At 74.7% G+C, this 22183-nt stretch carries 22 protein-coding genes and 1 pseudogene; 7 read left to right on the top strand and 16 right to left on the bottom strand.

What is annotated here, in order from left to right:
* Window positions 1–9: 9 nt before the first annotated feature.
* The 5 genes from ACVCAH_RS24095 to ACVCAH_RS24075 all read right to left on the bottom strand — a co-directional run bounded on the left by ACVCAH_RS24095 (window position 10) and on the right by ACVCAH_RS24075 (window position 4419).
* The gene (locus ACVCAH_RS24095; RefSeq protein ID WP_363775607.1) at window positions 10–294 is read right to left on the bottom strand and encodes a GlsB/YeaQ/YmgE family stress response membrane protein; all 285 of its coding nucleotides are present in this window, start codon (window positions 292–294) and stop codon (window positions 10–12) included.
* Between the two features lie 239 nt (window positions 295–533).
* Window positions 534–821, bottom strand: a complete 288-nt coding sequence (locus ACVCAH_RS24090) for a GlsB/YeaQ/YmgE family stress response membrane protein (protein WP_447138460.1) — start codon at window positions 819–821, stop codon at window positions 534–536.
* A gap of 402 nt (window positions 822–1223) precedes the next feature.
* Entirely contained in the window at window positions 1224–3101 is a 1878-nt protein-coding gene (gene lepA / locus ACVCAH_RS24085; RefSeq protein WP_447138459.1) for a translation elongation factor 4, read from the bottom strand.
* Window positions 3102–3271: 170 nt separating this feature from the next.
* Window positions 3272–3808 carry a DUF4240 domain-containing protein gene (locus ACVCAH_RS24080; RefSeq protein ID WP_447138458.1) on the bottom strand — a complete coding sequence of 179 codons (537 nt, stop codon included), beginning with the start codon at window positions 3806–3808 and terminating at the stop codon, window positions 3272–3274.
* On the bottom strand, window positions 3805–4419 hold the full coding sequence (locus tag ACVCAH_RS24075) for a DUF4240 domain-containing protein (RefSeq protein ID WP_447138457.1): 615 nt from the start codon (window positions 4417–4419) through the stop codon (window positions 3805–3807). The genes ACVCAH_RS24080 and ACVCAH_RS24075 overlap by 4 nt, the downstream gene beginning before the upstream one ends.
* A 45-nt stretch (window positions 4420–4464) precedes the next feature.
* Between ACVCAH_RS24075 and ACVCAH_RS24070 the strand changes: the two genes are divergently transcribed.
* Together ACVCAH_RS24070 and rpsT are read left to right on the top strand one after the other, a co-directional pair.
* Window positions 4465–5451, top strand: coding sequence for a phosphotransferase family protein (locus ACVCAH_RS24070; protein WP_447138456.1), 987 nt, complete (start codon window positions 4465–4467; stop codon window positions 5449–5451).
* 222 nt (window positions 5452–5673) lie between these two features.
* The gene (rpsT, locus tag ACVCAH_RS24065; RefSeq protein WP_447138455.1) at window positions 5674–5940 is read left to right on the top strand and encodes a 30S ribosomal protein S20; all 267 of its coding nucleotides are present in this window, start codon (window positions 5674–5676) and stop codon (window positions 5938–5940) included.
* 318 nt (window positions 5941–6258) lie between these two features.
* On the opposite strand, the gene ACVCAH_RS24060 is transcribed toward rpsT, so the two are convergent.
* The 4 genes and pseudogenes from ACVCAH_RS24060 to ACVCAH_RS24045 all read right to left on the bottom strand — a co-directional run bounded on the left by ACVCAH_RS24060 (window position 6259) and on the right by ACVCAH_RS24045 (window position 11166).
* Entirely contained in the window at window positions 6259–6828 is a 570-nt protein-coding gene (locus ACVCAH_RS24060) for a hypothetical protein (protein WP_447138454.1), read from the bottom strand.
* Complete coding sequence (gene holA / locus ACVCAH_RS24055; RefSeq protein ID WP_447138513.1) at window positions 6825–7805, bottom strand: DNA polymerase III subunit delta; 981 nt, start codon at window positions 7803–7805, stop codon at window positions 6825–6827. The genes ACVCAH_RS24060 and holA overlap by 4 nt, the downstream gene beginning before the upstream one ends.
* A gap of 124 nt (window positions 7806–7929) precedes the next feature.
* Window positions 7930–10321, bottom strand: a pseudogene (locus tag ACVCAH_RS24050) (ComEC/Rec2 family competence protein).
* On the bottom strand, window positions 10318–11166 hold the full coding sequence (locus ACVCAH_RS24045) for a helix-hairpin-helix domain-containing protein (RefSeq protein ID WP_447138453.1): 849 nt from the start codon (window positions 11164–11166) through the stop codon (window positions 10318–10320). The pseudogene ACVCAH_RS24050 and the gene ACVCAH_RS24045 overlap by 4 nt, the downstream one beginning before the upstream one ends.
* Before the next feature lie 72 nt (window positions 11167–11238).
* Here ACVCAH_RS24045 and ACVCAH_RS24040 point away from each other — a divergent pair, with 72 nt between their 5' ends.
* The gene (locus ACVCAH_RS24040) at window positions 11239–11448 is read left to right on the top strand and encodes a hypothetical protein (RefSeq protein ID WP_447138452.1); all 210 of its coding nucleotides are present in this window, start codon (window positions 11239–11241) and stop codon (window positions 11446–11448) included.
* 9 nt (window positions 11449–11457) lie between these two features.
* Here the strand turns inward: ACVCAH_RS24040 and ACVCAH_RS24035 are convergent, their stop codons facing one another.
* From ACVCAH_RS24035 to nadD, 5 genes are all read right to left on the bottom strand, one after another.
* On the bottom strand, window positions 11458–12225 hold the full coding sequence (locus ACVCAH_RS24035) for an SDR family NAD(P)-dependent oxidoreductase (RefSeq protein ID WP_447138451.1): 768 nt from the start codon (window positions 12223–12225) through the stop codon (window positions 11458–11460).
* A gap of 302 nt (window positions 12226–12527) precedes the next feature.
* Window positions 12528–13391, bottom strand: a complete 864-nt coding sequence (locus ACVCAH_RS24030; protein WP_447138450.1) for a DegV family protein — start codon at window positions 13389–13391, stop codon at window positions 12528–12530.
* 47 nt (window positions 13392–13438) lie between these two features.
* Complete coding sequence (locus ACVCAH_RS24025) at window positions 13439–14068, bottom strand: histidine phosphatase family protein (protein WP_447138449.1); 630 nt, start codon at window positions 14066–14068, stop codon at window positions 13439–13441.
* Window positions 14065–14469, bottom strand: coding sequence for a ribosome silencing factor (rsfS, locus tag ACVCAH_RS24020; protein WP_167179231.1), 405 nt, complete (start codon window positions 14467–14469; stop codon window positions 14065–14067). Before rsfS ends, ACVCAH_RS24025 begins: the two co-directional genes overlap by 4 nt.
* Before the next feature lie 110 nt (window positions 14470–14579).
* Window positions 14580–15176, bottom strand: coding sequence for a nicotinate-nucleotide adenylyltransferase (gene nadD / locus ACVCAH_RS24015; RefSeq protein ID WP_447138448.1), 597 nt, complete (start codon window positions 15174–15176; stop codon window positions 14580–14582).
* Window positions 15177–15273: 97 nt separating this feature from the next.
* Here nadD and ACVCAH_RS24010 point away from each other — a divergent pair, with 97 nt between their 5' ends.
* On the top strand, window positions 15274–15921 hold the full coding sequence (locus ACVCAH_RS24010; protein WP_447138447.1) for a PadR family transcriptional regulator: 648 nt from the start codon (window positions 15274–15276) through the stop codon (window positions 15919–15921).
* Between the two features lie 160 nt (window positions 15922–16081).
* A complete protein-coding gene (locus ACVCAH_RS24005; RefSeq protein WP_447138446.1) occupies window positions 16082–17287 on the top strand; it encodes an FAD-dependent monooxygenase in 1206 nt (401 codons plus the stop codon).
* Window positions 17288–17401: 114 nt separating this feature from the next.
* Here ACVCAH_RS24005 and pepN read toward each other — a convergent pair whose 3' ends face one another.
* Entirely contained in the window at window positions 17402–19918 is a 2517-nt protein-coding gene (pepN, locus tag ACVCAH_RS24000) for an aminopeptidase N (RefSeq protein ID WP_447138445.1), read from the bottom strand.
* Window positions 19919–19986: 68 nt separating this feature from the next.
* On the opposite strand from pepN, the gene ACVCAH_RS23995 reads away from it, so the two are divergent.
* On the top strand, window positions 19987–20205 hold the full coding sequence (locus tag ACVCAH_RS23995) for a DUF397 domain-containing protein (protein ID WP_447138444.1): 219 nt from the start codon (window positions 19987–19989) through the stop codon (window positions 20203–20205).
* Between the two features lie 17 nt (window positions 20206–20222).
* Here ACVCAH_RS23995 and ACVCAH_RS23990 read toward each other — a convergent pair whose 3' ends face one another.
* A complete protein-coding gene (locus ACVCAH_RS23990) occupies window positions 20223–20612 on the bottom strand; it encodes a hypothetical protein (protein WP_447138443.1) in 390 nt (129 codons plus the stop codon).
* 294 nt (window positions 20613–20906) lie between these two features.
* Between ACVCAH_RS23990 and ACVCAH_RS23985 the strand changes: the two genes are divergently transcribed.
* Window positions 20907–22154 (top strand): cytochrome P450, encoded by a 1248-nt coding sequence (locus tag ACVCAH_RS23985; protein WP_447138442.1) that lies wholly within the window; start codon window positions 20907–20909, stop codon window positions 22152–22154.
* The last annotated feature ends 29 nt before the right edge of the window (window positions 22155–22183 follow it).

The following is a 22183-nucleotide window of genomic DNA, read 5'->3' as shown; positions in this document are numbered from 1 at the left end:
TGTGCGGAATTACCGGTGGGTGACACCCCGGCGACGACCGGCCCCGGCCACCAGGGCCACGGCGACGGCGGCCAGCAGGACCTGCAGCAGCAGCTCACGCCAGTCCAGTCCGGCGGTGTCGGCGAAGCCCGAGGCGCGGGCGATCACCGTGCCCAGCAGCGCGGCGCCGACGCCGATCAGCATGTGCAGCCAGATCGGCATGTTCTGGCGGCCCGGCACGACCAGCCGGCCCAGAGCGCCGACGATCAGACCAACGATGAGCGCAGTGATGATGCCCCAGACGGTCAGCTCCACGGTCGCCCTCCTTCAATGGATGTCTGTGACGATGGGTGATGTTCGTGTCGCGCCCCCTGATTGCCCGATGCGCCAGAAACCCAAACCGACTTGAGGTGACAACCCGACCCGAGCAGCGCCAGACCGGGAGGTTCCACCGAACCCGCCCTGGCCGCCGCGCCGCCGGCGCCACCCGAGCCCCGCAGGTGGACGGGCGCCCGACCTGGTGGTCGGGCGCCCGTCGGGTTCAGGCTGTGCGGTTACCGGTGGGTGACGCTGCGGCGTCGGCCAACGCCGGCCACCAGGGCCACGGCGATGGCGGCCAGCACCACCTGGACGAGCAGCTCGCCCCAGTCGATGCCGGCGGTCTCGGTGGCGATGCCCATGGCCCGGGCGAGCACCGTGCCGAGCAGCGCGGCACCCACGCCGATCAGCATGTGCAGCCACATCGGCATGTTCTGGCGGCCCGGCACGGCCAGGCGGCCCAGAGCGCCGACGATCAGACCAACGATGAGCGCAGTGATGATGCCCCAAACGGTCAGCTCCACGGTCGCCCCTCCTTTGCAGAATGTCTGTCACACGGTGTGTGGTTCCTGTCGTGACCGCTAAATTCCCGACCGGTCGATTCGCCAAACCGACGCAGTCCCCGCCGACCTCGTCCGCGGTCGATGCCCGGCGCTGCGTCGAATTCGCGCCGGGCGCCGTCGGCGCAGGTCACGGCGGCCCGCGGCGGTGACTCCAGCCGATGCCGGGCGCCGGAAAATTCCTTCGACCGCCCCACCTAACCGGCAAGGCTCCTTCGCCGAACGGCCCGCCGGCCGGGGCACCGGCCACGCCGGCGAGCCCGACACGACAACGGCCGGCGCCCCCGGTCGGGCCGGACCGCGGTGGTCCCTGCCCGGCCGGGGCGCCGGCCGTCGTACGTCAGCCGCCGGTCGACCGGCGGCGGCTCACTTCTTGCCGGGGGCCTTGCCGTCGCCGGAGTCGGAGGAGAGCGCGGCGATGAAGGCCTCCTGGGGGACCTCCACCCGGCCCACCATCTTCATCCGCTTCTTGCCTTCCTTCTGCTTCTCCAGCAGCTTGCGCTTACGGCTGATGTCACCGCCGTAGCACTTGGCGAGCACGTCCTTGCGGATCGCCCGGATCGTCTCCCGGGCGATCACCCGGCTGCCGATCGCGGCCTGGATCGGCACCTCGAACTGCTGGCGCGGGATCAGGTTGCGCAGCTTGGCCGCGATGCTGGTCCCGTAGTTGTACGCCTTGTCCTTGTGCACGATCGCGCTGAACGCGTCGACCGGCTCGCCGTGCAGCAGGATGTCGACCTTCACCAGGTCGGACGACTGCTCGCCAGAAGGCTCGTAGTCCAGCGAGGCGTAGCCCTTGGTGCGGCTCTTCAACTGGTCGAAGAAGTCGAAGATGATCTCGGCCAGCGGCAGGGTGTAGCGCAGTTCCACCCGGTCGGCGGAGAGGTAGTCCATGCCGAGCAGGTTGCCCCGGCGGCCCTGGCAGAGCTCCATCACCGCGCCGACGTAGTCGTTCGGGGTGAGTACGGTGGCGCGCACCGTCGGCTCGTACACCTCAGCGATCTTGCCGGTCGGGTACTCGCTCGGGTTGGTCACCACCACCTCCTCGCCGTCCTCCTGGAGGGCCCGGTAGACCACGTTCGGCGCGGTGGAGATCAGGTCGAGGTTGAACTCACGCTCCAGCCGCTCCCGGATGATCTCCAGGTGCAGCAGGCCAAGGAAACCGCAGCGGAAGCCGAAGCCGAGCGCCCCGGAGGTCTCCGGCTCGTAGGTGAGCGCGGCGTCGTTGAGCTTGAGCTTGTCGAGCGCGTCGCGCAGGTTCGGGTAGTCCGAGCCGTCGATCGGGTAGAGGCCCGAGTAGACCATCGGCTTCGGGTCCTTGTAGCCGCCGAGCGCCTCGGTGGCCGGGCGGGAGTTGATGGTGACGGTGTCACCGACCCGGGACTGGCGGACGTCCTTCACGCCGGTGATCAGGTAGCCCACCTCGCCGACCCCGAGGGCGTCGGCCTTGACCATCTCCGGCGAGATGACCCCGATCTCCAGCAACTCGTGCACCGCGCCGGTGGACATCATCTTGATCCGGTCCCGGGCGCTGATGTGCCCGTCGATCACCCGGACGTAGGTGACCACGCCCCGGTAGACGTCGTAGACCGAGTCGAAGATCATCGCCCGGGCGGGCGCCGCGGCGTCGCCGACCGGCGGCTGGAACTGCCGGACGATCTCGTCGAGCAGGTACGGCACACCCTCGCCGGTCTTGCCGGAGACCTTGATGCAGTCGGCCGGGTCGCCGCCGATCAGGTGGGCCAGCTCCTCGGCGTACTTCTCCGGCTGGGCGGCCGGCAGGTCGATCTTGTTGAGCACCGGGATGACGTGCAGGTCGTTCTCGAGCGCCAGGTAGAGGTTGGCCAGGGTCTGCGCCTCGATGCCCTGCGCGGCGTCGACCAGCAGGATGGCGCCCTCGCAGGCGGCCAGCGAGCGGGACACCTCGTAGGTGAAGTCGACGTGGCCCGGGGTGTCGATCATGTTCAGCACGGCCTGCTCGCCGGCCCGCTCGCCCTCGCGGATGGTCCACGGCATCCGGACGGCCTGGCTCTTGATGGTGATGCCGCGCTCGCGCTCGATGTCCATCCGGTCGAGGTACTGGGCGCGCATCTGCCGGGGGTCGACCACGCCGGTGAGCTGCAACATCCGGTCGGCCAGGGTCGACTTCCCGTGGTCGATGTGAGCGATGATGCAGAAGTTCCTGATGCGCGCCGGGTCGGTGGCACCAGGAGCGTTCGCGCCGGAATCGAGCGTCGGTGGCACAGCTGTCCGTTCTGGTCGGCTGACGTTGAGCAGGCCGGCGCGACGCCGGCCCCCTCTATGCTCCCACGTCGCCGCCGCGCTCCCGCTGCGCGGGCGATCCCCGGCACCGACCTCGTGCCGTGGCCCGAGCCAACGCGGCCGTCACCCGGCGCCGCTCCCCCGCGCCGGCGTCACTCGGCGGGCGGTTCGACGAAGAGCGCGGCGAGCTTCGGCAGCCGACGGCGGGCCTCCTCCTCGTCGTCGAAGTCCCAGAAGTCGTTGAGGTCGGGCACCGGGACCGGGTCGCGGTCGGCCGGCAGGTCGGTCGCGGTCGCCTTCCGGTAGGCGTCCCAGGGCACCGTGAGCATCTCCTCGCACTCGAACTCCTCGCCGCTGAGCGAGGCGGCCCGCACCTGCGGCAACTCGGCCAGCGAGTCGGGGTCGGCGACGGCCCGGGCGAAGACCGCCCGCCCCTGGGTCATCAACCAGCCCCGGAAGTACTCGAAGCCGTCGTCCGAGGCACCCCCGTTGATCAGGTAGGCCGCGCCCCAGAGGTCGACCCGGTAGGACGCGGCGAGCACCCGCTGCTGGTGGCGGGCGTAGCCGACGATGTCGGCCGGCTCGTGCTCGGCGAGCAGCGCCACGGCCCGCGCGGCGACCGCTCCGGGCTCGCCGCCGCCGCCGGCCCGGGCCCGGTCGATCAACTGCCAGAAGTCGTCGGTCCTCATGGCCTGGCAGTCTCCCAGACCGACCAGGGCGGCCGGTCGGGCAGCGGGAACAGCTCGACCAGTCGCGGAAAGCGCCGGGTGAGCTCGTCGGGGTCGGCCAGCTCCCATTCCGGGTCCTGCGGGTCGGGGGACATGCTCACGTCTCTCCCCCGCACCGTCAGCGCGCCCTCCAGCCCGTCCTCGTCGCCGGTGATCCGCGCGTACGCCCGGTCGGCGACGTAGTCGAGCGCCTCCCAGTCGGGCCACTCGTGGTCGGCCCAGTCACGGTTGGGCCGGCCGGCCAGCCGGCGCACCTGCGGCACGTCGGCGAGCGCGTCCGGGTCGGCGACCACCCGCTCGAACGCCCCCCGGCCCAGCCCGACCAGCCAGGCCTGGAAGTAGTGGAAGCCGTCGTCGGAGCAGAGCCCGCCGCAGATGTGCAGCGCGGCGCCCCACATCGACCAGGTGTCCGCCCGGGCGCGGGCCTCGTCGAGCCGGACCGCGAAGTCGACCACGTCGTCGGTGGGCCGCTCGGCCAGGCGGTCGGTGAGCCAGGCCAGCCGGGCGTCCGGGTCGGCGGTGGCCGTGGCGGACGCCTCGATCAGCGCCCAGAAGTCGTCGGTGGCGATCACCGGCGCAGTATCGCGGGGCGGTACGACACGGGGCAGCATGGAGCCGTGCCCCCGCCGTCGCTGCCACCGGTGCCGTACCACGCGACGGCGCGGCGGCCGGACTGGGCCGACCTGCCCGCCGGGCTGCGGACGGCGCTCGCCGACCGGCTCGGCGCGCCGGTGGTCGCGGTGGAGATCGCCGGCGCCGGCTTCACCCGCGGCTTCGCCGCCGTGCTCGGCACCGCCGACGGCGACCGGGCCTTCGTCAAGGCCGCGCCCGCCGCCGGGCAACCGCAGCTGGTCGACTGGTACGCGCGGGAGGCGGCGATCCTCGACCGGCTGCCCGCCGGCCTGCCGGCGCCCCGCCCCCGCTGGACCCTGCGCGCGGCCGGCTGGTTCGCGGTCGGCCAGGAGGCGATCCGCGGCCGTACGCCCCGGCTGCCCTGGGACCCGGCCGAGCTGGCCGCCGCCCTCGCCGGGTACGCCCAGCTCGCCGCCGCCCTGGCCGACCCGCCGGCCGAACTGGTCGCCCTGGGGCTGCCCCGGCTCGCCGACCTGGCCCGGGAGGACATCCTCTGGTGGGGCGAGGTGGCCGCCGGGCGCGAGCCGCCGCCACCGCTGCCCGCCCCGGTCCGGGGGCGGCTGCCCGAGCTGGTCACCCTGGAGTCGCGCCTCCCCCGCTACGCCGCCGCCGGCACCGGGTTGATCCACGGCGACCTGCGCCTGGACAACGTGCTCGTCGACGCCGGCGGTCGGGCCTGGTTCTGCGACTGGACCTGGCTCTGCCACGGGCCGCCCTGGTTCGACCTGGCCGGCCTGCTGATCACCGCGTACGCCAGCGGGCTGGACGCCGACGGCCTCTTCGCCGGGCACCCGGCCGCCGCCGGCGCTCCCCCGGACGTGCTGGACGTCACCCTGGCCGCGCTGGCCGGCTACTTCCTCACCACCGCCGCGTCGGCGCCACCGACCGCCTCGCCGCACCTGCGGGCGCACCAGCGGTGGAGCGGCGAGCAGGCGCTCGACTGGCTCGCCCGCCGGCGGGGCTGGGCGTGACCCGGCGATCTCCGCCGGGACGCGGCACTAGCCGAGCGTGGCCGGCGCGGCGGTGGCGGAGACGCGATGGGATCGGCCGCCCGCGCCCCTTCCGGGCACCGCGGACCCGGCCGTTTTGGCTCGTCCCGGGCGACCTGGTAACCTGGCTCTTCGCGCAGCGATGACGCATGCTCGTCGCGCGCAGAAGCAGACCAACCCGAGCTATCAAGACGAGGCTGTCGCGTGGCGAACATCAAGTCCCAGATCAAGCGCAACCGGCAGAACGAGAAGCGCCGGCTGCGTAACAAGTCGGTCAAGTCGTCGCTGAAGACCGCCATCCGGAAGTTCCACGAGGCCGCCGAGGCCGGCGACGTGGAGAAGGCTGCCGTCCTCATGCGCGACGCTACGCGGAAGCTGGACAAGGCGGCCAGCAAGGGCGTGATCCACGCCAACCAGGCCGCGAACCGCAAGTCCGCGATCGCCAAGCGCGTGGTGTCGCTCTCCGCCTGAGCCGGCGGACCCAGACCTGACCGGAAGCCCCGGGCGCTGCCCCGGGGCTTCCGTCTGTGTGTCCGGGCACCCGGCCCGATCATGCTCGCCGACGGCGCCATGATCGTTGCGGTTCGGCCGCCGCTCGCCCGGTCTGCGGTGCCACGACCTACCGCGCCGGCCGTGCTCTCTCGGGGTGACGTGCATCCGTGGCGCGCGCTGTCGGGCAGGGCCATGCCCTTCCGCAGGACCGACGCTCCCGGTCGATATTCCTGTCAGTCATAAAAATCCGCTCCGGAATGTCGTTCACCTGCGTGCGGCGATCCAGGCCCGCCGGCGTCAGGTCAGCGGGTCGGGACGCTCGCCGGACGGGCCGGAGTCGACCTCGGGCTGGCCCGAGGCGCGGCGCACCGACCCGGGGTCGCCCGCCGGGCCGGACCCACCCGGCGCGCGGTGCGCCGATTCAGTGTCACCCGACCGGCCCGAGCCACCCGCCCCGTCCCGGGCGGGCGTCGTGCGCACCGGCTCGGACGTGATGACCACGCCGGGCACGCTGTGCGTGATCCACTCGACCTGCGCCCGGCCGACGACCGGCTCCATCTGCCGCCGGAACCGCTCCCGCTCCTGCTCGGGCACCGCCGCCGCGGACCGGACGACCAGCGCGGCCACCACGTCGTTGAGCTTCACCATCACCGCCACCGCGGCCGGCAGGACCAGCACCGCCCACCAGGTCACCAGCTCGGCGAGGGCGAGCAGCGCGGCCAGCGCGACGACGCCCTCGAAGAAGAGGAAGCAGAGCACCCCGCCGGGATTGACGAAGCGCAGGCCGAGGATCCGGGCGTAGAGCGGCCGGTACCGCTCCTCGTCGGCCGGGATCGTCGCCCACGAGCCGTGGCCCGCTCCGCTCACCGGGCGCCACCCTGCCGGGCGGCCGCGACCGAGAAGACGGCCCGCTCCAGGGCGTACGCCCGGTCGTCCGCACCGCCCTTGACGGCGGCGTTGCACTCGGCGGCGGCCTGCATCGCCCGGACCAGGCCCTCGGGCGTCCAACCGCGACCCTGCCGCTGGGCCCGCTCGATCTTCCACGCCGGCATGCCGAGGCTGCTGGCCAGCTGGTAGGGGCTGCCCCGGCCGGCGGACGCGACCCGGGCCACGGTGCGGACGCCGTCGGCGATCGCGTCGGCGATCGGCACCGGATCCACCCCGACGTGCAGGGCCCAGCGCAACGCCTCCAGCGCGGCCGGGACGTCGCCGACCATGGTGGCGTCGGCCACCGTGAAGCCGGTCACCTCGACCCGCCCCCGGTAGTAGCGCGCCACCGTGTCGGCGCCGATCCGGCCGTCGGTGTCGGCCATCAGCTGGGAGCAGGCCGCCGCCAGCTCGCGCAGGTCGTTGCCGACCGCCGCGATGAGCGCCTCGGCGGCGTCCTCGGTGCACTTGCCCCCGGCGCGGCGGATCTCGTCGCGCACGAAGGCCACCCGGTCGCGGTGCCCCTTGAGCTTGGCCGCCGGCACGACCGTCGCACCCGCCGCCTTGAGCCCGTCGGCGAACGCCTTGCCCTTGGCGGCACCGAGGTGCAGCACGATCAGCTGGACGTCCGGGTCGGGGTTCTTCGCGTACGCGAGCAGAGCCGCGACCAGGTCCTTGCGGGCGTCCTGGCCGGACCGGAGCACCAGCACCCGCCGGCCGCCGAAGAGCGAGGGGCTGAGCATCTCGGCGATCTCGCCGACGGTGAGCGCACCCGCCTGGTACTCCCGAACGTCCACGTCCGGGTCCACACTGCGGGCCCGGGCGACGGCTTCGGTCACCGCGCGCGTGGCGAGCAGCTCTTCGTCGCCGAGGACGAGCAGAATGGGAGCGAGGTTGGCGGCGGTCACGCCGCCCATATTCGCACGGCGTGCGACCGGATCCAGCCTGGTCATCGGTACTCCGCTCACGGAGCCCGCACTCAGTGCAAATCCAGACATTTATGTTGGTTCACCGTTAGTCGCTAGAATCGGCGTCGATTCGTCAGCGCTGCCGGCCGGGATCGACGCCCCGGGTCACCACCGCCAGGCCGGACCGCCCGACCACCGCCGCCACGTCGCCGTCGGTGTCGGTGCGCAGCACCCGCGCTCCGCCCCGGGCCAGCCGGTCCAGCAGCCCCGGGTTCGGGTGCCCGTAGTCGTTGTCGACGCCCACGCACACCAGCGCGACGGCGGGACGGACCGCGTCCAGGAACGCCGGATCCTGGTAGGCCGAGCCGTGGTGCGCCACCTTCAGCACCTCCGCCCGCAGCTCACCCGCCGGTACGCCGGCCAGCAGCGCCCGCTGCTGCTCGACCTCCGCGTCGCCGGTGAGCAGGATCCGCACGCCGGAGACCACGGCGCGCAGCACCACCGAGTTGTTGTTCGGGTCGGACCGGGTGCCGCGCAGCGGGTGGGGCGAACCGAGAGCGGCCAACTCGACCGCGCCCAGCCGGTAGCGCCAGCCGGGCGGGGCGGTCAGCAGCTCGGCGGCGCGGGTCATCGCCTCGACGCGCACCAGGTCCCGACCGGTCACCGGCTCCGGCCACTGCGGAGCGAGCACGGCGTCGACCCGCCGTCCCCGGAACACCCCGGCGACGCCGCCGACGTGGTCGACGTGGAAGTGGCTGATCACCAGCAGCGGCACCTCCCGTACGCCGAGCCGGCGCAGGCAGGCGTCGACCGCCGCCGGTTCCGGGCCGGCGTCGACCACCACCGCCCGCCCGGCGCTCACCGGCAGCACGATCGCGTCCCCCTGACCAACGGCGCAGGCGGCCACCACCCAGCCCGCCGGCGGCCAGCCGTCGGCCACCAGCCGGACCGGCAGCGCGCCGAGCACGACCGCGACGCCGACCACCTCCACCAGCCGGCGCACCAGCGGGCGTCGGGTCGCCACCAGCAACGCCCCGGTCAGGCCCGCCAGCAACAGCGCGCCCGGCACACCGCCCGGCCACGGCACCGTGCCGGCGGGCAGCTGTGCCCCGTACCGGGCCGGTGACCAGCCACCAGGCCGGCCAGCTGGCCAGCCAGGCGGCGAACTCGGCCCCAGCCGGCCAGACCGGCGACACCGCCGCCGCGAGTACGCCGAGCACGGTGGCCGGCGCGATCGCCGGGACCGCCAGCAGGTTGGCCGGCACCGCGACCAGGCTGACCGTGCCGGAAATCCCGGCGACCACCGGAGCGCAGGCGAGCTGCGCGGCGGCCGGCACCGCCAGTGCCTCGGCCAGCCCCGGCGGCACCCCGCGGCGGCGCAGCCAGTCGCGCCACCGCGGGGCGAGCAGCAGCAGGCCCCCGGTGGCCAGCACGGAGAGCGCGAAGCCGGCGTCGCCGGCCAGCTCCGGGTCGAGCAGCACCAGCACCGTCACCGCGGCGGCCAGGGCCGGCAGCGCGGCCCGGGGCCGGCCGGCGGCCAGGGCGACCAGCCCGATCGCGCCCATGGTGGCCGCGCGCACCACGCTCGGCGACGGGCGGACCAGGATGACGAAGCCCACCAGCGCCACGGCGCACAGCCCCGCGGCCAGCCACGGCCCGGCCCGCGCCCAGCGCGCGAGCAGCAGCACCGCGCCAACGACGATGGCCACGTTGGAGCCGGAGACCGCGTTCAGGTGGGTCATGCCGGTGGCCAGGAAATCCTCCTCCACGGTGGCGGGCAGCCGACTGGTGTCCCCGACCACCAGACCGGGCAGCAGGCCGCCCTGCTCGTCCGGCAGCGGCTCGCAGGCCCGTTGCAGGCCGGCCCGGAGCTGGCCGGCGGCCCGCTGGGGCGACGGCGCCGGCCCGTGCCGCGCCGGCGGTCCGGTCGCGGCGAGCACGGCGGCGGTGAGGTCCCCGCCGCGCGGCGCGGCCAGCCGCCCCTCGGCGGTCAGCCGCTGCCCCGGCAGCAGTCCCCGCCATCCCGGGACGCCGGCCAAGACGAGCACGCGCACCGGGGCGACCACCCGCCGCCCGTCCGGGCCGGTGACGTTGATCAGCTCGGCCGCCACCAGCAGCATCGCCGGGCGGCCGGCGCCGCCACGGATGGGCCGGGGATCGTCGCGGACGACCAGCTCCGCGCTGACCCGGGCCCGCTCGTCGACCAGCACGCGGACCGGCCCGGCGTCCCGGACGGCCAGCCGGGCGGCGGTGGCGCTCGCACCGCACACCACCCCGAGCAGAACGGCGACGGCGATCCAGCCATACCGCCCTGCCTGGGCGGACGGCCGGCCGAGGACGCCGAGCAGGCGCAGCGCGCCCAGTGCGGCCAGCCCGGCCGCCACCGCGGCGACCAGCAGCGTGGTCGCGGCGGTGAGGTACAGCCCGGCCAGCGCGGCGAGCCAGGCCGCCACGGCCAGCCCGGCGAGCCGCAGGTCCGGCCCCTCCGTCCGGGGTGGGTCCGCCACCCGGTTCCCGGCGCTCACACCGTCACCAGGTCCTTGAGCTGCTCGTAGCGGGCGTCGCCGATGCCGTCCACCTGGCGCCGGTCGCCGACGGACCGGAAGCCGCCGTGCTGTTCGCGATGGTCGAGGATCCGCTGGGCGAGCACCGGGCCGACCCCCGGCAACGCGTCGAGCTGCGCCAGCGTCGCGGTGTTGAGGTTGAGCCGGCCACCCGCGCCGGGCGCCGTGCCAGGGCCGCCCGCCGGCGCCCCGGCCGCGCCCGGCACGTTGGCCGGCGCCGGTACGCCGACCAGGATCAGCTCGCCGTCGGTGACCTTGCGGGCCGGATTGAGCAGAGCCACGTCCACACCGGGCAGCGCCCCGCCGGCCGCCTGGACGGCATCGGCGACCCGGGCGCCGGCCGGCACCCGGACCAGCCCCGGCCGGCGGACCTTGCCCGCGACGGCCACCACCAGTTCGCCCGTCGGCGACGGTGCCGGGTCGTCGAACGACGTGTGGAGCGGCCCGGCTGGCGCGGCGGTCGCCACCGGGGCGACCGGCTCGGCCCGCGGGCGCGACCGCCAGGCCCAGAAGCCGGCGCCGAGCACCACCAGCACGGCGACGACGGCCAGTGCCCGCACGCCCCGCCGCCCCGGATCGAACACGCCCGGCCCGGGCAGCCGGGACGTCGGAGCGTCCCCGCCGTGCAGTCCGACCCGCTCGGGAGTGGTGACCGTGGCGGCGGTTGGCGGCGGACCGGCCCCGCGGGCCGGGGCAGCGGCAGGCGGCCCGGAAGGATCCGGCGCGTCCGCGTCGCCGACCGGCACCACGCCGGGCAGCAGGCGCCGCAGGCGCTGCCGGACCACCGTCTCCTCGTCGTTCGACACGGCGCGAGGTTAGGCAGCCCACGCCCACTCCGAACGCCCGTGCGCCCCTGGCTGTGGACAGGCATCTCCGCTGTGGACAACGCGCTGATCATGCAGAGATGTGCTAGCCGACCGGGCGAGGCGTGCTGGGGCAACCACCGTGCCCCGGCAGGTCACCCGAGCAGTTGGTCACGCACGTCGGCCAGGACGGTCTGGGCCCAACGGGCGGTGAAGGAACTGCACGCCCGGGATCTCATCTACGGCCAGCAGGGACAGGGCGTCTTCGTCGCCGAGGCCGAGTAGGCCCGCGCGTCAGCGCGCTTCCGGGTCGAGGCCGAGCACCGAACGCCCGCCGTCGACCGGCAGGGTCACCCCGTTGACGAAGCTCGCCGCCGGCGAGAGCAGGTACGCGACCGCCTCCGCCACCTCCTCGACCCGGCCGATCCGCCCCACCGGGTGCAGCCGGGTCAGCTCCGCGTCGATCCACTCCGCCTCGGCCGGCTCCCGCTCGGCCAGGAAGGCGGCGTGCCGCTCGGTGGCGATCGATCCGAGCGCGACCGCGTTGGTCCGGATTCCCCGTGGCCCGTACTCGACGGCCAGCGCCCGGGTCAGCCCCTCGACGGCCGCCTTCGCCGTCGCATACGGCAGGCAGCCGCGCACCGGCCGGCGGGCCTGGTGGGACGAGACGTTGACGATCGCGCCGGCGGTCCCGGCGGCGAGGAACCGGCGGACCGCGGTGGTCGCACCGACCACCGCCGGCCGCAGGTTGAGCCCGATCAGGTCGAACACCTCGGTGGCGGGCGCGGAGTGCACCGAGGCGTCCCGGAACACCGCCGCGTTGTTGACCCACCCGGTCAGCGGCCCGGCGCGTTCGGCCAGGTCGGCGGCGCGCGTGACGACCTCCTCGTCGCCGGCGTCACCGGTCACGGCGACCAGCCGGTCCGGGGTCGCCACCTGACCCAGCCAGGCGAGCGCGTCACGGTCGTGCTCGATCACCACCACCGTGTCGCCGGTGGCGGCCAGCCGCTCCGCCACGGCCCGGCCCACTCCCCGGCCACCGCCGGTCACCACGAAGGACATCGCCGCTCCTCTCCCCGCCGACGGTCCGGGCCGCCGCGCCGACCGGCCGACCCGATCGCGCTGCCCCATCCGTGCGGGCAGCTCGACAGGGCACTCGACGTCGCCCCGGCCGGCCCGACCCGCGCCAGGGCCGAGCAGGCCGGACCGCACCCCAGACCCGCCGCGCCCGACCGTCCGGGCACCCTCAGCAGAGGCAGCCTGTCCGCCCGGACGGGCACGCCAGGACCAACCCTGCCAGCCCGACCCGACACCCACCGTCCGAACCGGTCACCGGACCGCGACGACGTGCGGCGGACGCTCGCTCAGCCGGCGTCGGGGGCCGGCCGGCGGTGCACCACCACGCACGCCAGGCCCGGGCCGGCGTGCGCGGCGACCACCGCACCGGCCTCCGAGACGTACGCGTCGTGCAGGCGGTCGCCGAGCCGCTCGCGCAACGCCGTCAGCAGCGACTCGGCCCGCTGCGGCGCGGCGAGGTGGTGCACGGCGAGGTCCACCTCGGCATCGCCGGCCGCCTCGACGGCGAGGTCGACCAGCCGGGCCACGCCCCGGCTCGCGGTGCGCACCCTGTCCTTGAGCACGATCGCGCCGTCCGGCATGTGCATGATCGGCTTGACCGACAGCGCGGTGCCGAGCAGCGCCTCGGCGGCGCCGATCCGGCCGCCTCGGCGGAGGAACTCCAGCGTGTCGACGTAGAACCACATGGTGGTGCGGCCGACGGCGGCCAGCGCGGCGTCGCGTACCGCCGGCAGGTCCGCGCCCCGGTCGGCGGCCGTGGCGGCCGCGACGACCGGGAAGCCCAGGCCCATGCCGCAGGACCGGCTGTCCACCACGGCGACCCGGTCGCCGAACTCCGCGGTCGCCAGCCGGGCCGCCTCCACCGTGCCGGAGAGCTCGGCGGAGATGTGCACCGAGACGACGCCGTCCGCGCCGGCGTCGAGCAGCCGACGGTACGTCCGGACGAACTGCTCCGGGGCGGGCCGGGAGGTGCTCACCGACACCCGCCGGCCGCCGAGCGCCCGGGTCGCGTCCGCCGGGAACGTCTCGATGCCTTCCAGGCCCTCCGCGCCGTTGAGCACCACGGTCAGCGGCACCACGGTCGGCCGGTGGGCGGACAGCAGCTCGGGGGGCAGGTAGGCGGTGGAGTCGGTGACGACCGCGACGGGCATGCCCGGCACGCTAGCCGATGCCGCCCCGGTATGCCGAGGGCGTGCCCTCAGACCGCGTCGGCCGGGGCCGGTGCGCCGATCAGCCCGACGTTGTGGGCCCGCAGGTGCCAGCCCCGCACCTCGTCGTGCCGCAGCTCGGTCCAGTGGCAGTTCTGCAGCGACCCGATGGTGCGCAGCACCTGGTGGTCCCAGCCGAGCAGCTGGCCGCAGCCCTGCCGGGCGCCGCCGCCGTGGGTGGCGACCACCACGGTCCCGCCGGCCACCGCGTCGGCGGCCTCCTGCAGGGCGGCGCCGACCCGCTTGCCGAGGTCGTCGAGGGTCTCGATGCCGGCGCCCGGGTCCGGGTCACCGGCCCGCCAGCGGGCGTACTCGCTCGGGTAGCGGCGGGCCGCCTCGGCCAGGGCGAGCCCCTGCCAGTGCCCGAAGTGCCGCTCGCGCAGCCGGGCGTCGGTGCGCACGGGCAGCCCGGTGACCGCGGCCAGCGCGGCGGCGGTGTCGGCCGCCCGGCGCAGGTCGCTGGCCACGATGGCGTCCGGGCGCAGCCCGGCGAGCAGCGGCGCGGCGGCCCGGGCCTGCTCGTGGCCGAGGTCGTTGAGCGGTACGTCGGTCTGCCCCTGGACCCGACCGGCGGCGTTCCAGTCGGTGTTGCCGTGCCGCCAGATGATCAGGCGGGTCATTCCGCCGCGGCGGTGCCGGACTCGGCGTCGACCAGGTCGCGGTCGACGAACGGGATCGTCGGGCAGTCCTTCCAGAGCCGGTCGAGGGCGTAGAACTCGCGCTCCTCGGTGTGCTGGACGTGCACCACGATGTCGACGTAGTCGAGCAGCACCCAGCGCCCGCCGCGCTCGCCCTCGCGCCGCACCGGCTTGGCCTTCTCGGGCAGCTGGAGCAGGCGCTCCTCGATGGCATCGACGATGGCCAGCACCTGACGCTCGTTCGGGGCCGCGGCGAGCAGGAACGCGTCGGTGATGGCGAGCTGGTCGCCCACGTCGATGATGACGATGTCCTGCGCCTTCTTGTCGGCGGCGGCCTGGGCGGCGGCGATCGCCAGCTCGTGAGCGCGTTCGGAAACTGTCACCGTTCTCCTTCGATCAACCGTGCGATCCTCCAAGCGTCTCACACACGGTGGAATCCCGACTTGTCAGTTCTGGTCGATTACCCGCACGATCCCCCTGATACCGGGCGGAATCACTGCTGATAGAGGCGCCGCTTGGCGATGTACTGCACCACACCGTCGGGCACCAGGTACCAGACCGGCTCACCCCGGGCCACCCGGTCCCGGCAGTCGGTGGACGAGATGGCCATCGCCGGCACCTGGATCAGGCTGACCGTGTCGGCCGGCAGGTGCGCGTCGGAGAGTTCGAACCCCGGCCGGGTCACCCCGATGAAGTGGGCCAGTTCGAAGATCTCGTCGAGGTCCTTCCAGCTGAGGATCTTCGCCAGCGCGTCGGCGCCGGTGATGAAGTAGAGCTGCACCTTCGGGCCGTACTCGGCGTGCAGGTCGCGCAGCGTGTCGACGGTGTAGGTGGGGCCGCCGCGGTCGATGTCGACGCGGCTGACCTGGAAGCGGGGGTTGGAGGCGGTGGCGATCACCGTCATGAGGTAGCGGTCCTCGGCCGGGCTGACCGGCTCGTCCACCTTCTGCCACGGCTGGCCGGTCGGCACGAAGACCACCTCGTCGAGCCCGAACCGGTCCGCCACCTCGCTGGCCGCGACGAGGTGGCCGTGGTGGATGGGATCGAAGGTGCCACCCATGATCCCGATCCGCCGGATGTCTTCCTCCACCCCGTGATCCTAATGCGGCGACGGGGGTCGCATCGTCGCCCCGTCAGACGTATACTCGCCTACGAGTAATCGTAGACGAGCAGTGACCGGAGGTGCGATGCCCAAGCGGCGCAAGGTCGGGAACCTGCTGGCGCTGGCCGTCCTCTCCGCCCTCACCCAGCGGCCGCTGCACCCGTACGAGATCGCCACCACCCTGCGGGCCTGGGGCAAGGACCAGGACATGGAGATCAAGTGGGGGTCGTTCTACACGGTCATCCGCAACATGGACCGGCACGGGCTGATCGCGGCCGTGGAGAGCGTCCGCGAGGGCCGGCGCCCCGAGCGCACCGTCTACCGGATCACCGACGCCGGCCGGGAAGAGCTGGTCGACTGGGCCCGCGAGCTGGTCTCCACCCCGGTGCCGGAGCAGTCCCGGTTCCGCGCCGGGCTGTCCGTGCTCGCCGCGCTGCACCCCGACGAGGCCGCAGCGCTGCTGCGGCAGCGCCTCGACCTGCTCGACGACACGATCCGGGCCGGCCGGGCCGCGCTCGAGGAGCACCTGCGGCACGTGCCCCGGCTGTTCCTGGTCGAGTCGGAATACGACCTGGCGATCCGGGAGGCGGAGGCGGCCTGGATCCGCGGCCTGCTGGCCGAGCTCGCCTCCGGCGGCCTGCCCGGGCTCGACCAGTGGCGGGCGTTCCACGAGACCGGCGAGCTGCCGGCGGAGCTGACCGACCTCGCGGAGAGGAGCCGCGCCACCGAGTGACGGACGGCCCCGGCGCGGTGCGCCAACACCGCACCGGGGCCCTTACCTCGAACCACACCTGGAAAGGTGCCCGGCCCGAAGCGGCAACACGAGGATAACCGGGCTCCCGTCCAGGACGGTTCGCACGCACGCACCCACGAACCCCTGGAGAGGACCTTCCATGACACGAGTGAGGACAGCCCTCGTCATCGGCGGCGGCATCGCCGGCCCGGTCACCGCGCTGGCGCTGCGCCGCGCGGGCATCGCCGCCACCGTCCACGAGGCGTACCCGGGCACCACCGACGGCATCGGCGGCACCCTCGCGCTCGCCCCCAACGGCGTCGCCGCCCTGCGCGTCGTCGGCGCGGACGACGCGGTGACCGCGATCGCCACCCCGATCCACCGGACGGCGATGGCCGTCGGCCGCAAGCGCATCGAGCTGCCCGGCCTGGCCGACGTGCCGCCGCTGCGCGTGGTGCGCCGCAACGAACTCCACCGGGTGCTGCACGAGCGGGCCCGCGCCGAGGGCGTACCGATCGAGCACGGCAAGCGCCTGGTCGGGGCGCGGGAGACCGGGGACGGCGTGACCGCGACGTTCGCCGACGGCAGCACCGCCACGGCCGACATCCTCGTCGGCGCCGACGGCGTCCGGTCCACCGTGCGCACCCTCATCGACCCGGACGCGCCGGGCCCGCGGTTCACCGGCCTGCTCGGCTTCGAGGCGGTGGCCCGGCACGAGGTGGACGCCGAACCGGGCACCATGACCTTCGCCTTCGGCCGGCGCGGCTACTACCTCTACTGGCCGGAGCCGGGCGGCGGCACCCGCTGGGGCGCCAACCTGCCGCAGCAGCGGCCGATGAGCCTGGTCGAGGCGCGGGCGGTGCCCCCGGCCGAGTGGCTGCGCACGCTGCGGGCCGCCTACGCCGACGACGACCCGGGCGGCGAGCTGTTGCGGACCAGCGACGCCGACGGCCTCCATGCGGTGGGTTCGCTGCACATCATGCCGCCGGTGCCGCGCTGGCACCGCGGACGCATGGTGCTGGTCGGCGACTCGGCGCACGCGCCCTCGAACAGCTCCGGCCAGGGCGCGTCGCTGGCCGTCGAAAGCGCCGTGCAGCTCGCCCGCTGCCTGCGTGACCTGCCCGACGTCGGTTCGGCGTTCGCCGCCTTCGAGCGGCTGCGCCGCGCCCGGGTGGAGCGGGTCGCCGCCCGGGCGGCCCGGATCAACCAGGCCAAGGCACCGGGTGCGGTGGCCCGCGCGATGATGCCGCTGCTGATGCCGCTGCTGGTGAAGACCGCGATGAACCCGGAGAAGACCGTCGGTCCCGAACAGCGTTACGTCATCGACTGGGACGCACCGGTGGCGTCGGAGCTGGTGTCCCGCTGACCGGTCCGTGGGGTGGCACACCGAAGTCGGGTGCCACCCCACGCACGGCCGGCTTCCGCCGCCGAGCCGCGCGTCCATCCGACGTGGCCCGGGTGGGTGCGCCCCGGCGGTGGGTCAGGCCGCGGCGGCGGCGACCGCGGTGCGGGCGATCAGGGCCCGGCGCAGGTCGTCGTCGGCGTCGGTCACCACCCGGCGCAGCCCCGGCGTGAGGTCGTCGCGGGCCAGCAGCGCCGCGGCCGCCTCCCGGGTGGGCTGCGCCACGGCGTAGCGGGGAAAGGCCAGGCCGGCCACCCGGTCGGCCGTCCACGGCGTACGCAGCCGCGCGGCGGCCGGCATGTCGGCGAAGTACCGGTCGACGTACCCGGCGGTCAGCTCGGCCTGCTCGGGCTGCCAGAAGCCCTCCGCGGTCGCCTCGACCAGCCGGTTGGAGAGCTCCGCGTTCGACACGATGATCTCCCAGGCGGCCCGCTTCGCCGCCGGGTCGGGCAGCGCGCCGCGGCAGCGGGCGGCCCGCTCGGCCCCGGCGGCGCTCGGGTCGGCGGCCGCCTCGGCGGCGATCTCCGCCTCGCCGGCCGTGCCGAGCACCACCAGCCGGTGCAGCACCGCCCAGCGCAGCTCCGCGTCGACGGCCAGCCCGGCCGGTACGCCGCGACCGGCCAGCCAACCGGTGAGCAGGTCGGCGTCGGTGGTCGCGGCGAGCCAGCCCCGGGCGGCGGCCAGCTGCAACGACTGCCCGGCCGGGGCGCCGTCGAGCAGCTGCCGGCAGGCGCCCGCGACGAGGGCCAGCGCGGCCGTCCGGGCCACCGGGTCGATGTAGCGGTCGATCAGCGAGCGGCTCAGCGTGAGCACGTCCTCGGCGATGATCACCTCGGTCTCGGCGGGCAGCGCGGCGGCGATCAGCTCGACCAGCCCGGCGACCGGCCGCTCCCCGTCGATGGCGGCGTCCAGCGCCTCGCGCCAGAGCAGCGCCCGGGCCAGCGGGTCGGCCAGGCCGGGCAGCACCAGCGGCACGGCGTCCGCCGAGGCCGGGTCGAGGCGGACCTTGGCGAAGGTCAGGTCGCCGTCGTTTGGCAGCAGCAGCTGGGCCGCCGGCGCGCCGGTCAGCCCGGCGAGCACCGTCCGGCCGCCGTCGGTGTCCGGGTCGAGGTCCACCTCGACCCGGTCGACGGTGCCGTCCGCCGAGTACCGGGCCACGCCGATGCGGTGCGGGCGCAGCACCGGGTGCGTCTCGGGGGCGGTCTGCACCACCGCCACCTCGGTGTAGCGCCCGTCGGCGTCGACCGCGACCTCGGCGCGGAGCGTGTTGACCTGGGCGCGGCGCAGCCAGCGCTCGGCCCAGCCGGCCAGGTCGCGCCCGCTGGCGGCGGAGAGGCCGGCGAGCAGGTCGGCCAGGGTGGCGTTGCCGAACCGGTGCTTGGCGAAGTGCGCGTTCAGGCCGGCGAGGAAGGCGTCGTCGCCGAGCCAGGCCACCAGCTGCCGCAGCACGCTGGCGCCCTTGGCGTACGAGATGCCGTCGAAGTTGAGCAGTCCCTGGGCCGCGTCGCGCACCTCCTCCGGCGCCACCGGGTGGGTGGAGGGGCGCTGGTCGGCGGCGTAGCCCCAGGCCTTGCGGCGCATCGCGAAGGTGGTCCAGGCCTGGTCGAAGCGGGTCGCCTCGGCGGTGACCCGGGTGCCGAGGTACTCGGCGAAGGACTCGTTCAGCCACAGGTCGTCCCACCAGCGCATGGTGACCAGGTCGCCGAACCACATGTGCGCCATCTCGTGCGCGATGGTGGTGGCGCGCAACTCGCGCTGGGTGTCGGTGACCGCGGACCGGAAGACGTAGTCGTCGCGGAAGGTGACCAGGCCCGGGTTCTCCATCGCGCCGGCGTTGAACTCCGGCACGAACGCCTGGTCGTACTTGCCGAACGGGTAGCGCTCGGCGAAGAGCTGGTGGAACCGGTCCAGGCACTGCTTGGTGACGGTGAAGATCTCGTCGGCGTCCGCGTCCAGGTGCTCGGCCAGCGAGCGGCGGCAGTAGATGCCCAGCGGGATGCCGTCGTGCTCGTCGCGCCGCACGTGCCAGGGCCCGGCGACGAGCGAGACGAAGTACGTGGCCAGCGGCGCGGTCGGGGCGAACTCCCAGCGGCCGGGGCGCGGGATGGCCGCGAGCTGGCCGTTGGCGGCGACCGTCCAGTGCTCCGGCGCGGTCACCGCGAGGGTGACCGGGGCCTTCAGGTCGGGCTGGTCGAAGGCGGCGAAGATGCGCTGCACGTCGTCCAGGAAGGACATGGCGTAGAGGTAGGTCTCGCCGTCGGCGGGGTCGACGAACCGGTGCATCCCCTCGCCGGTGTTGGTGTAGGCCATCTCGGCCTCGACGGTCAGCGTGTTGACCTCGGCCAGCCCGGTCAGCGACAGCCGGTTGTCGTCCAGCGTGGCCGGGTCCAGGTCGCTGTCGTTGAGGCGTACCGCCAGCAGTTTCGCGGGTTTGACCTCGGCGAACGTCGCGGCCCCGGGGGTCGCCCGGAACCGGATGGTGACGTGCGAGCGGAACCGCTCCGCACCGCCGGTGAGGTCGAGGTCCACCTGGTAGGACTCGACGGTAATCGCCGCGCCACGCGCGGTCGCCTCTACACGGGTCAGGCTCGGCATCCGCTTATCCTGCCGGATGGGGAACCGGACGTGTCTCCCCGTGACCCGTGGCACTGGAGGAATGAACCATGGCTTCGCACCCCAAGGGCGACTTCGACCTCTCTCGGGCGGTCTGGCAGCGGGCCGATGGCGACACCTCCGAGAGCGCCGTCGAGGTCGCCTTCGTCGACGACCTGATCGGCATGCGCAACTCCGCCGAACCGGACGGGCCGGTGCTGGTCTTCACCCAGGCCGAGTGGGACGCCTTCGTCGCCGGCGCCCAGGACGGCGAGTTCGACCTGGACTGACCGGGACGCGCGCCGCCTCACCCGTCGCCCCAGCCGAGCCCGCCGGGGCCCGCCGCGTGGTGGAAACCAGGGTGGTCGGCCACGTCCGCGCAGCGTTCGCCGTCCGGGCCGAGCGCCCCGCAGAACAGCCGCTCGGCCCGGTGCCAGGCGTCGGCGGGCGACAGCGCGGCCGCGCCGAGCGCCAGCTCGGGGCGGAGCAGGCTCAACGCCTCGGCGTAGCCGACCGCCAGCTCGCGGGCGTCGGCCGGGCCGGCGGCGGTGAAGCCGAGGTGCACGGTGAAGAACCGGGCCGGCCGGGTCACCCGCCGGGCCGGCGCGACCAGCGGCGCCGCGCCGATGTCCTGCCCGCCGGCGAGCCGCTCGCCCGACCGCCGTTGCCGCCAGTACGGCGCCCCGTTGTCCCGCATGCACCCTCCCCGTGGTCGACCATCCGCGCCGGCCCGTCCCGGCCCCGTCCCGCCGGGCGGTGCCGACCGGGCCGCTGCCGGTGGTGGCCGCCGGTCTCCCGGCGCTCGCGGCCGACCTCAGCGAACCAGATTCGGGCGGCCCTGGGAGGGGCCAGCCGGGGGCCGGCTTGCTGGCCCCTCCCCCGCCGCCGCGCCGCCGGCTCGGGATTCAGCGTCACTGACCTGGGTAGAAACAGGCGGCCGAGCAATCGGCGGGCCGGCCACGGCCGCGCCAGTGCAGCGTCAGGAGGCCCGATGTCGACCATTCCGGCAGACCGCAGCCCGGAGAGCACCCTTGCCTTCCTGCGCGACGGCTACCGGTTCGTGGGCGCCCGCTGCGACCGGTACGGCACCGACATCTTCCAGACCCGGCTGCTCGGACAGCGCACCATCTGCCTGCGCGGCCGGCCGGCCGCGCAGCTCTTCTACGACAACGAGCGCTTCGTCCGCGCCGACGCCCTGCCGCTGCGGGCCCAGCGGACGCTCACCGGTCGCGGCGGCGTGCAGGGGCTGGACGGCGCCACGCACCGGGACCGCAAGGCGATGTTGCTGTCGATCATGACGCCGACCGCGGTCCGGCACATCGGCCAGCTCTTCGACGACGAGTGGCGGGCCCGGATCACGGTCTGGGAACGGTCCGGGCCGGTCGTGCTCTACGAGGAGCTGGGCCGGATGCTCACCCGGACGGTCTGCGCCTGGGCCGGGGTGCCGCTGGCCGACGCGGAGGTGACCCGGCGCACCGGCGAACTGCACGCCATGATCGAGGGGCCGGCCGCGGTCGGCCCTCGGCACTGGCGGGGGCTGCTGGCCCGCCGCCGTGGCGAGCGCTGGGCCGGCGACCTCGCCGAGCGGGCCCGGGCCGGCAGGGTGCCGGCGCCGGCGGGGAGCGCGCTGCGGGTGATCGCCGAGCACCGGGACGAGCGGGGCCGGCTGCTCCCCCGCCGGATCGCCGCGGTGGAGCTGCTCAACATCCTGCGGCCCACGGTCGCCGTGGACCGCTTCGTCGTCTTCGTCGCGCTGGCCCTGCACGACCATCCGGCCTGGCGGCAACGGGTCCGGGAGAGCGACGAGGCCGCCGAGTGCTTCGTGCAGGAGGTCCGCCGCTACTACCCGTTCTTCCCGATGACCGCGGCCCGGGTCCGGCGCTCCTTCGACTGGAAGGGCTACCACTTCCCGCGCGGCCGGCGGGTCGTGCTGGACCTGTACGGCACCAACCACGACCGCACGCTCTGGCCGCAGCCGGAGCAGTTCCGCCCGGAGCGCTTCGCCAACTGGCGCGACGATCCGTTCGGCCTGATCCCGCAGGGCGGCGGCGAGCACCTGGCCGGGCACCGCTGCGCCGGCGAGTGGATCACGATCGAGCTGATGAAGCGGGCGGTGACCAACCTGACCACCGCCATGCGGTACGACGTGCCCCCGCAGAAGCTGGCGGTGAGCCTGCGCCGGATGCCGGCGCTGCCGCCCAGCGGCTTCCTGATCGCCAACGTGCGCCGCACCGCCTGACCAGCACACCACCACGGCGGGCCGACCCG

This window comes from Micromonospora sp. LZ34 (genome assembly GCF_052981855.1).
Note: the sequence above shows the minus strand (reverse complement) of the source record. Positions and strands in the feature narration are given on the sequence as shown.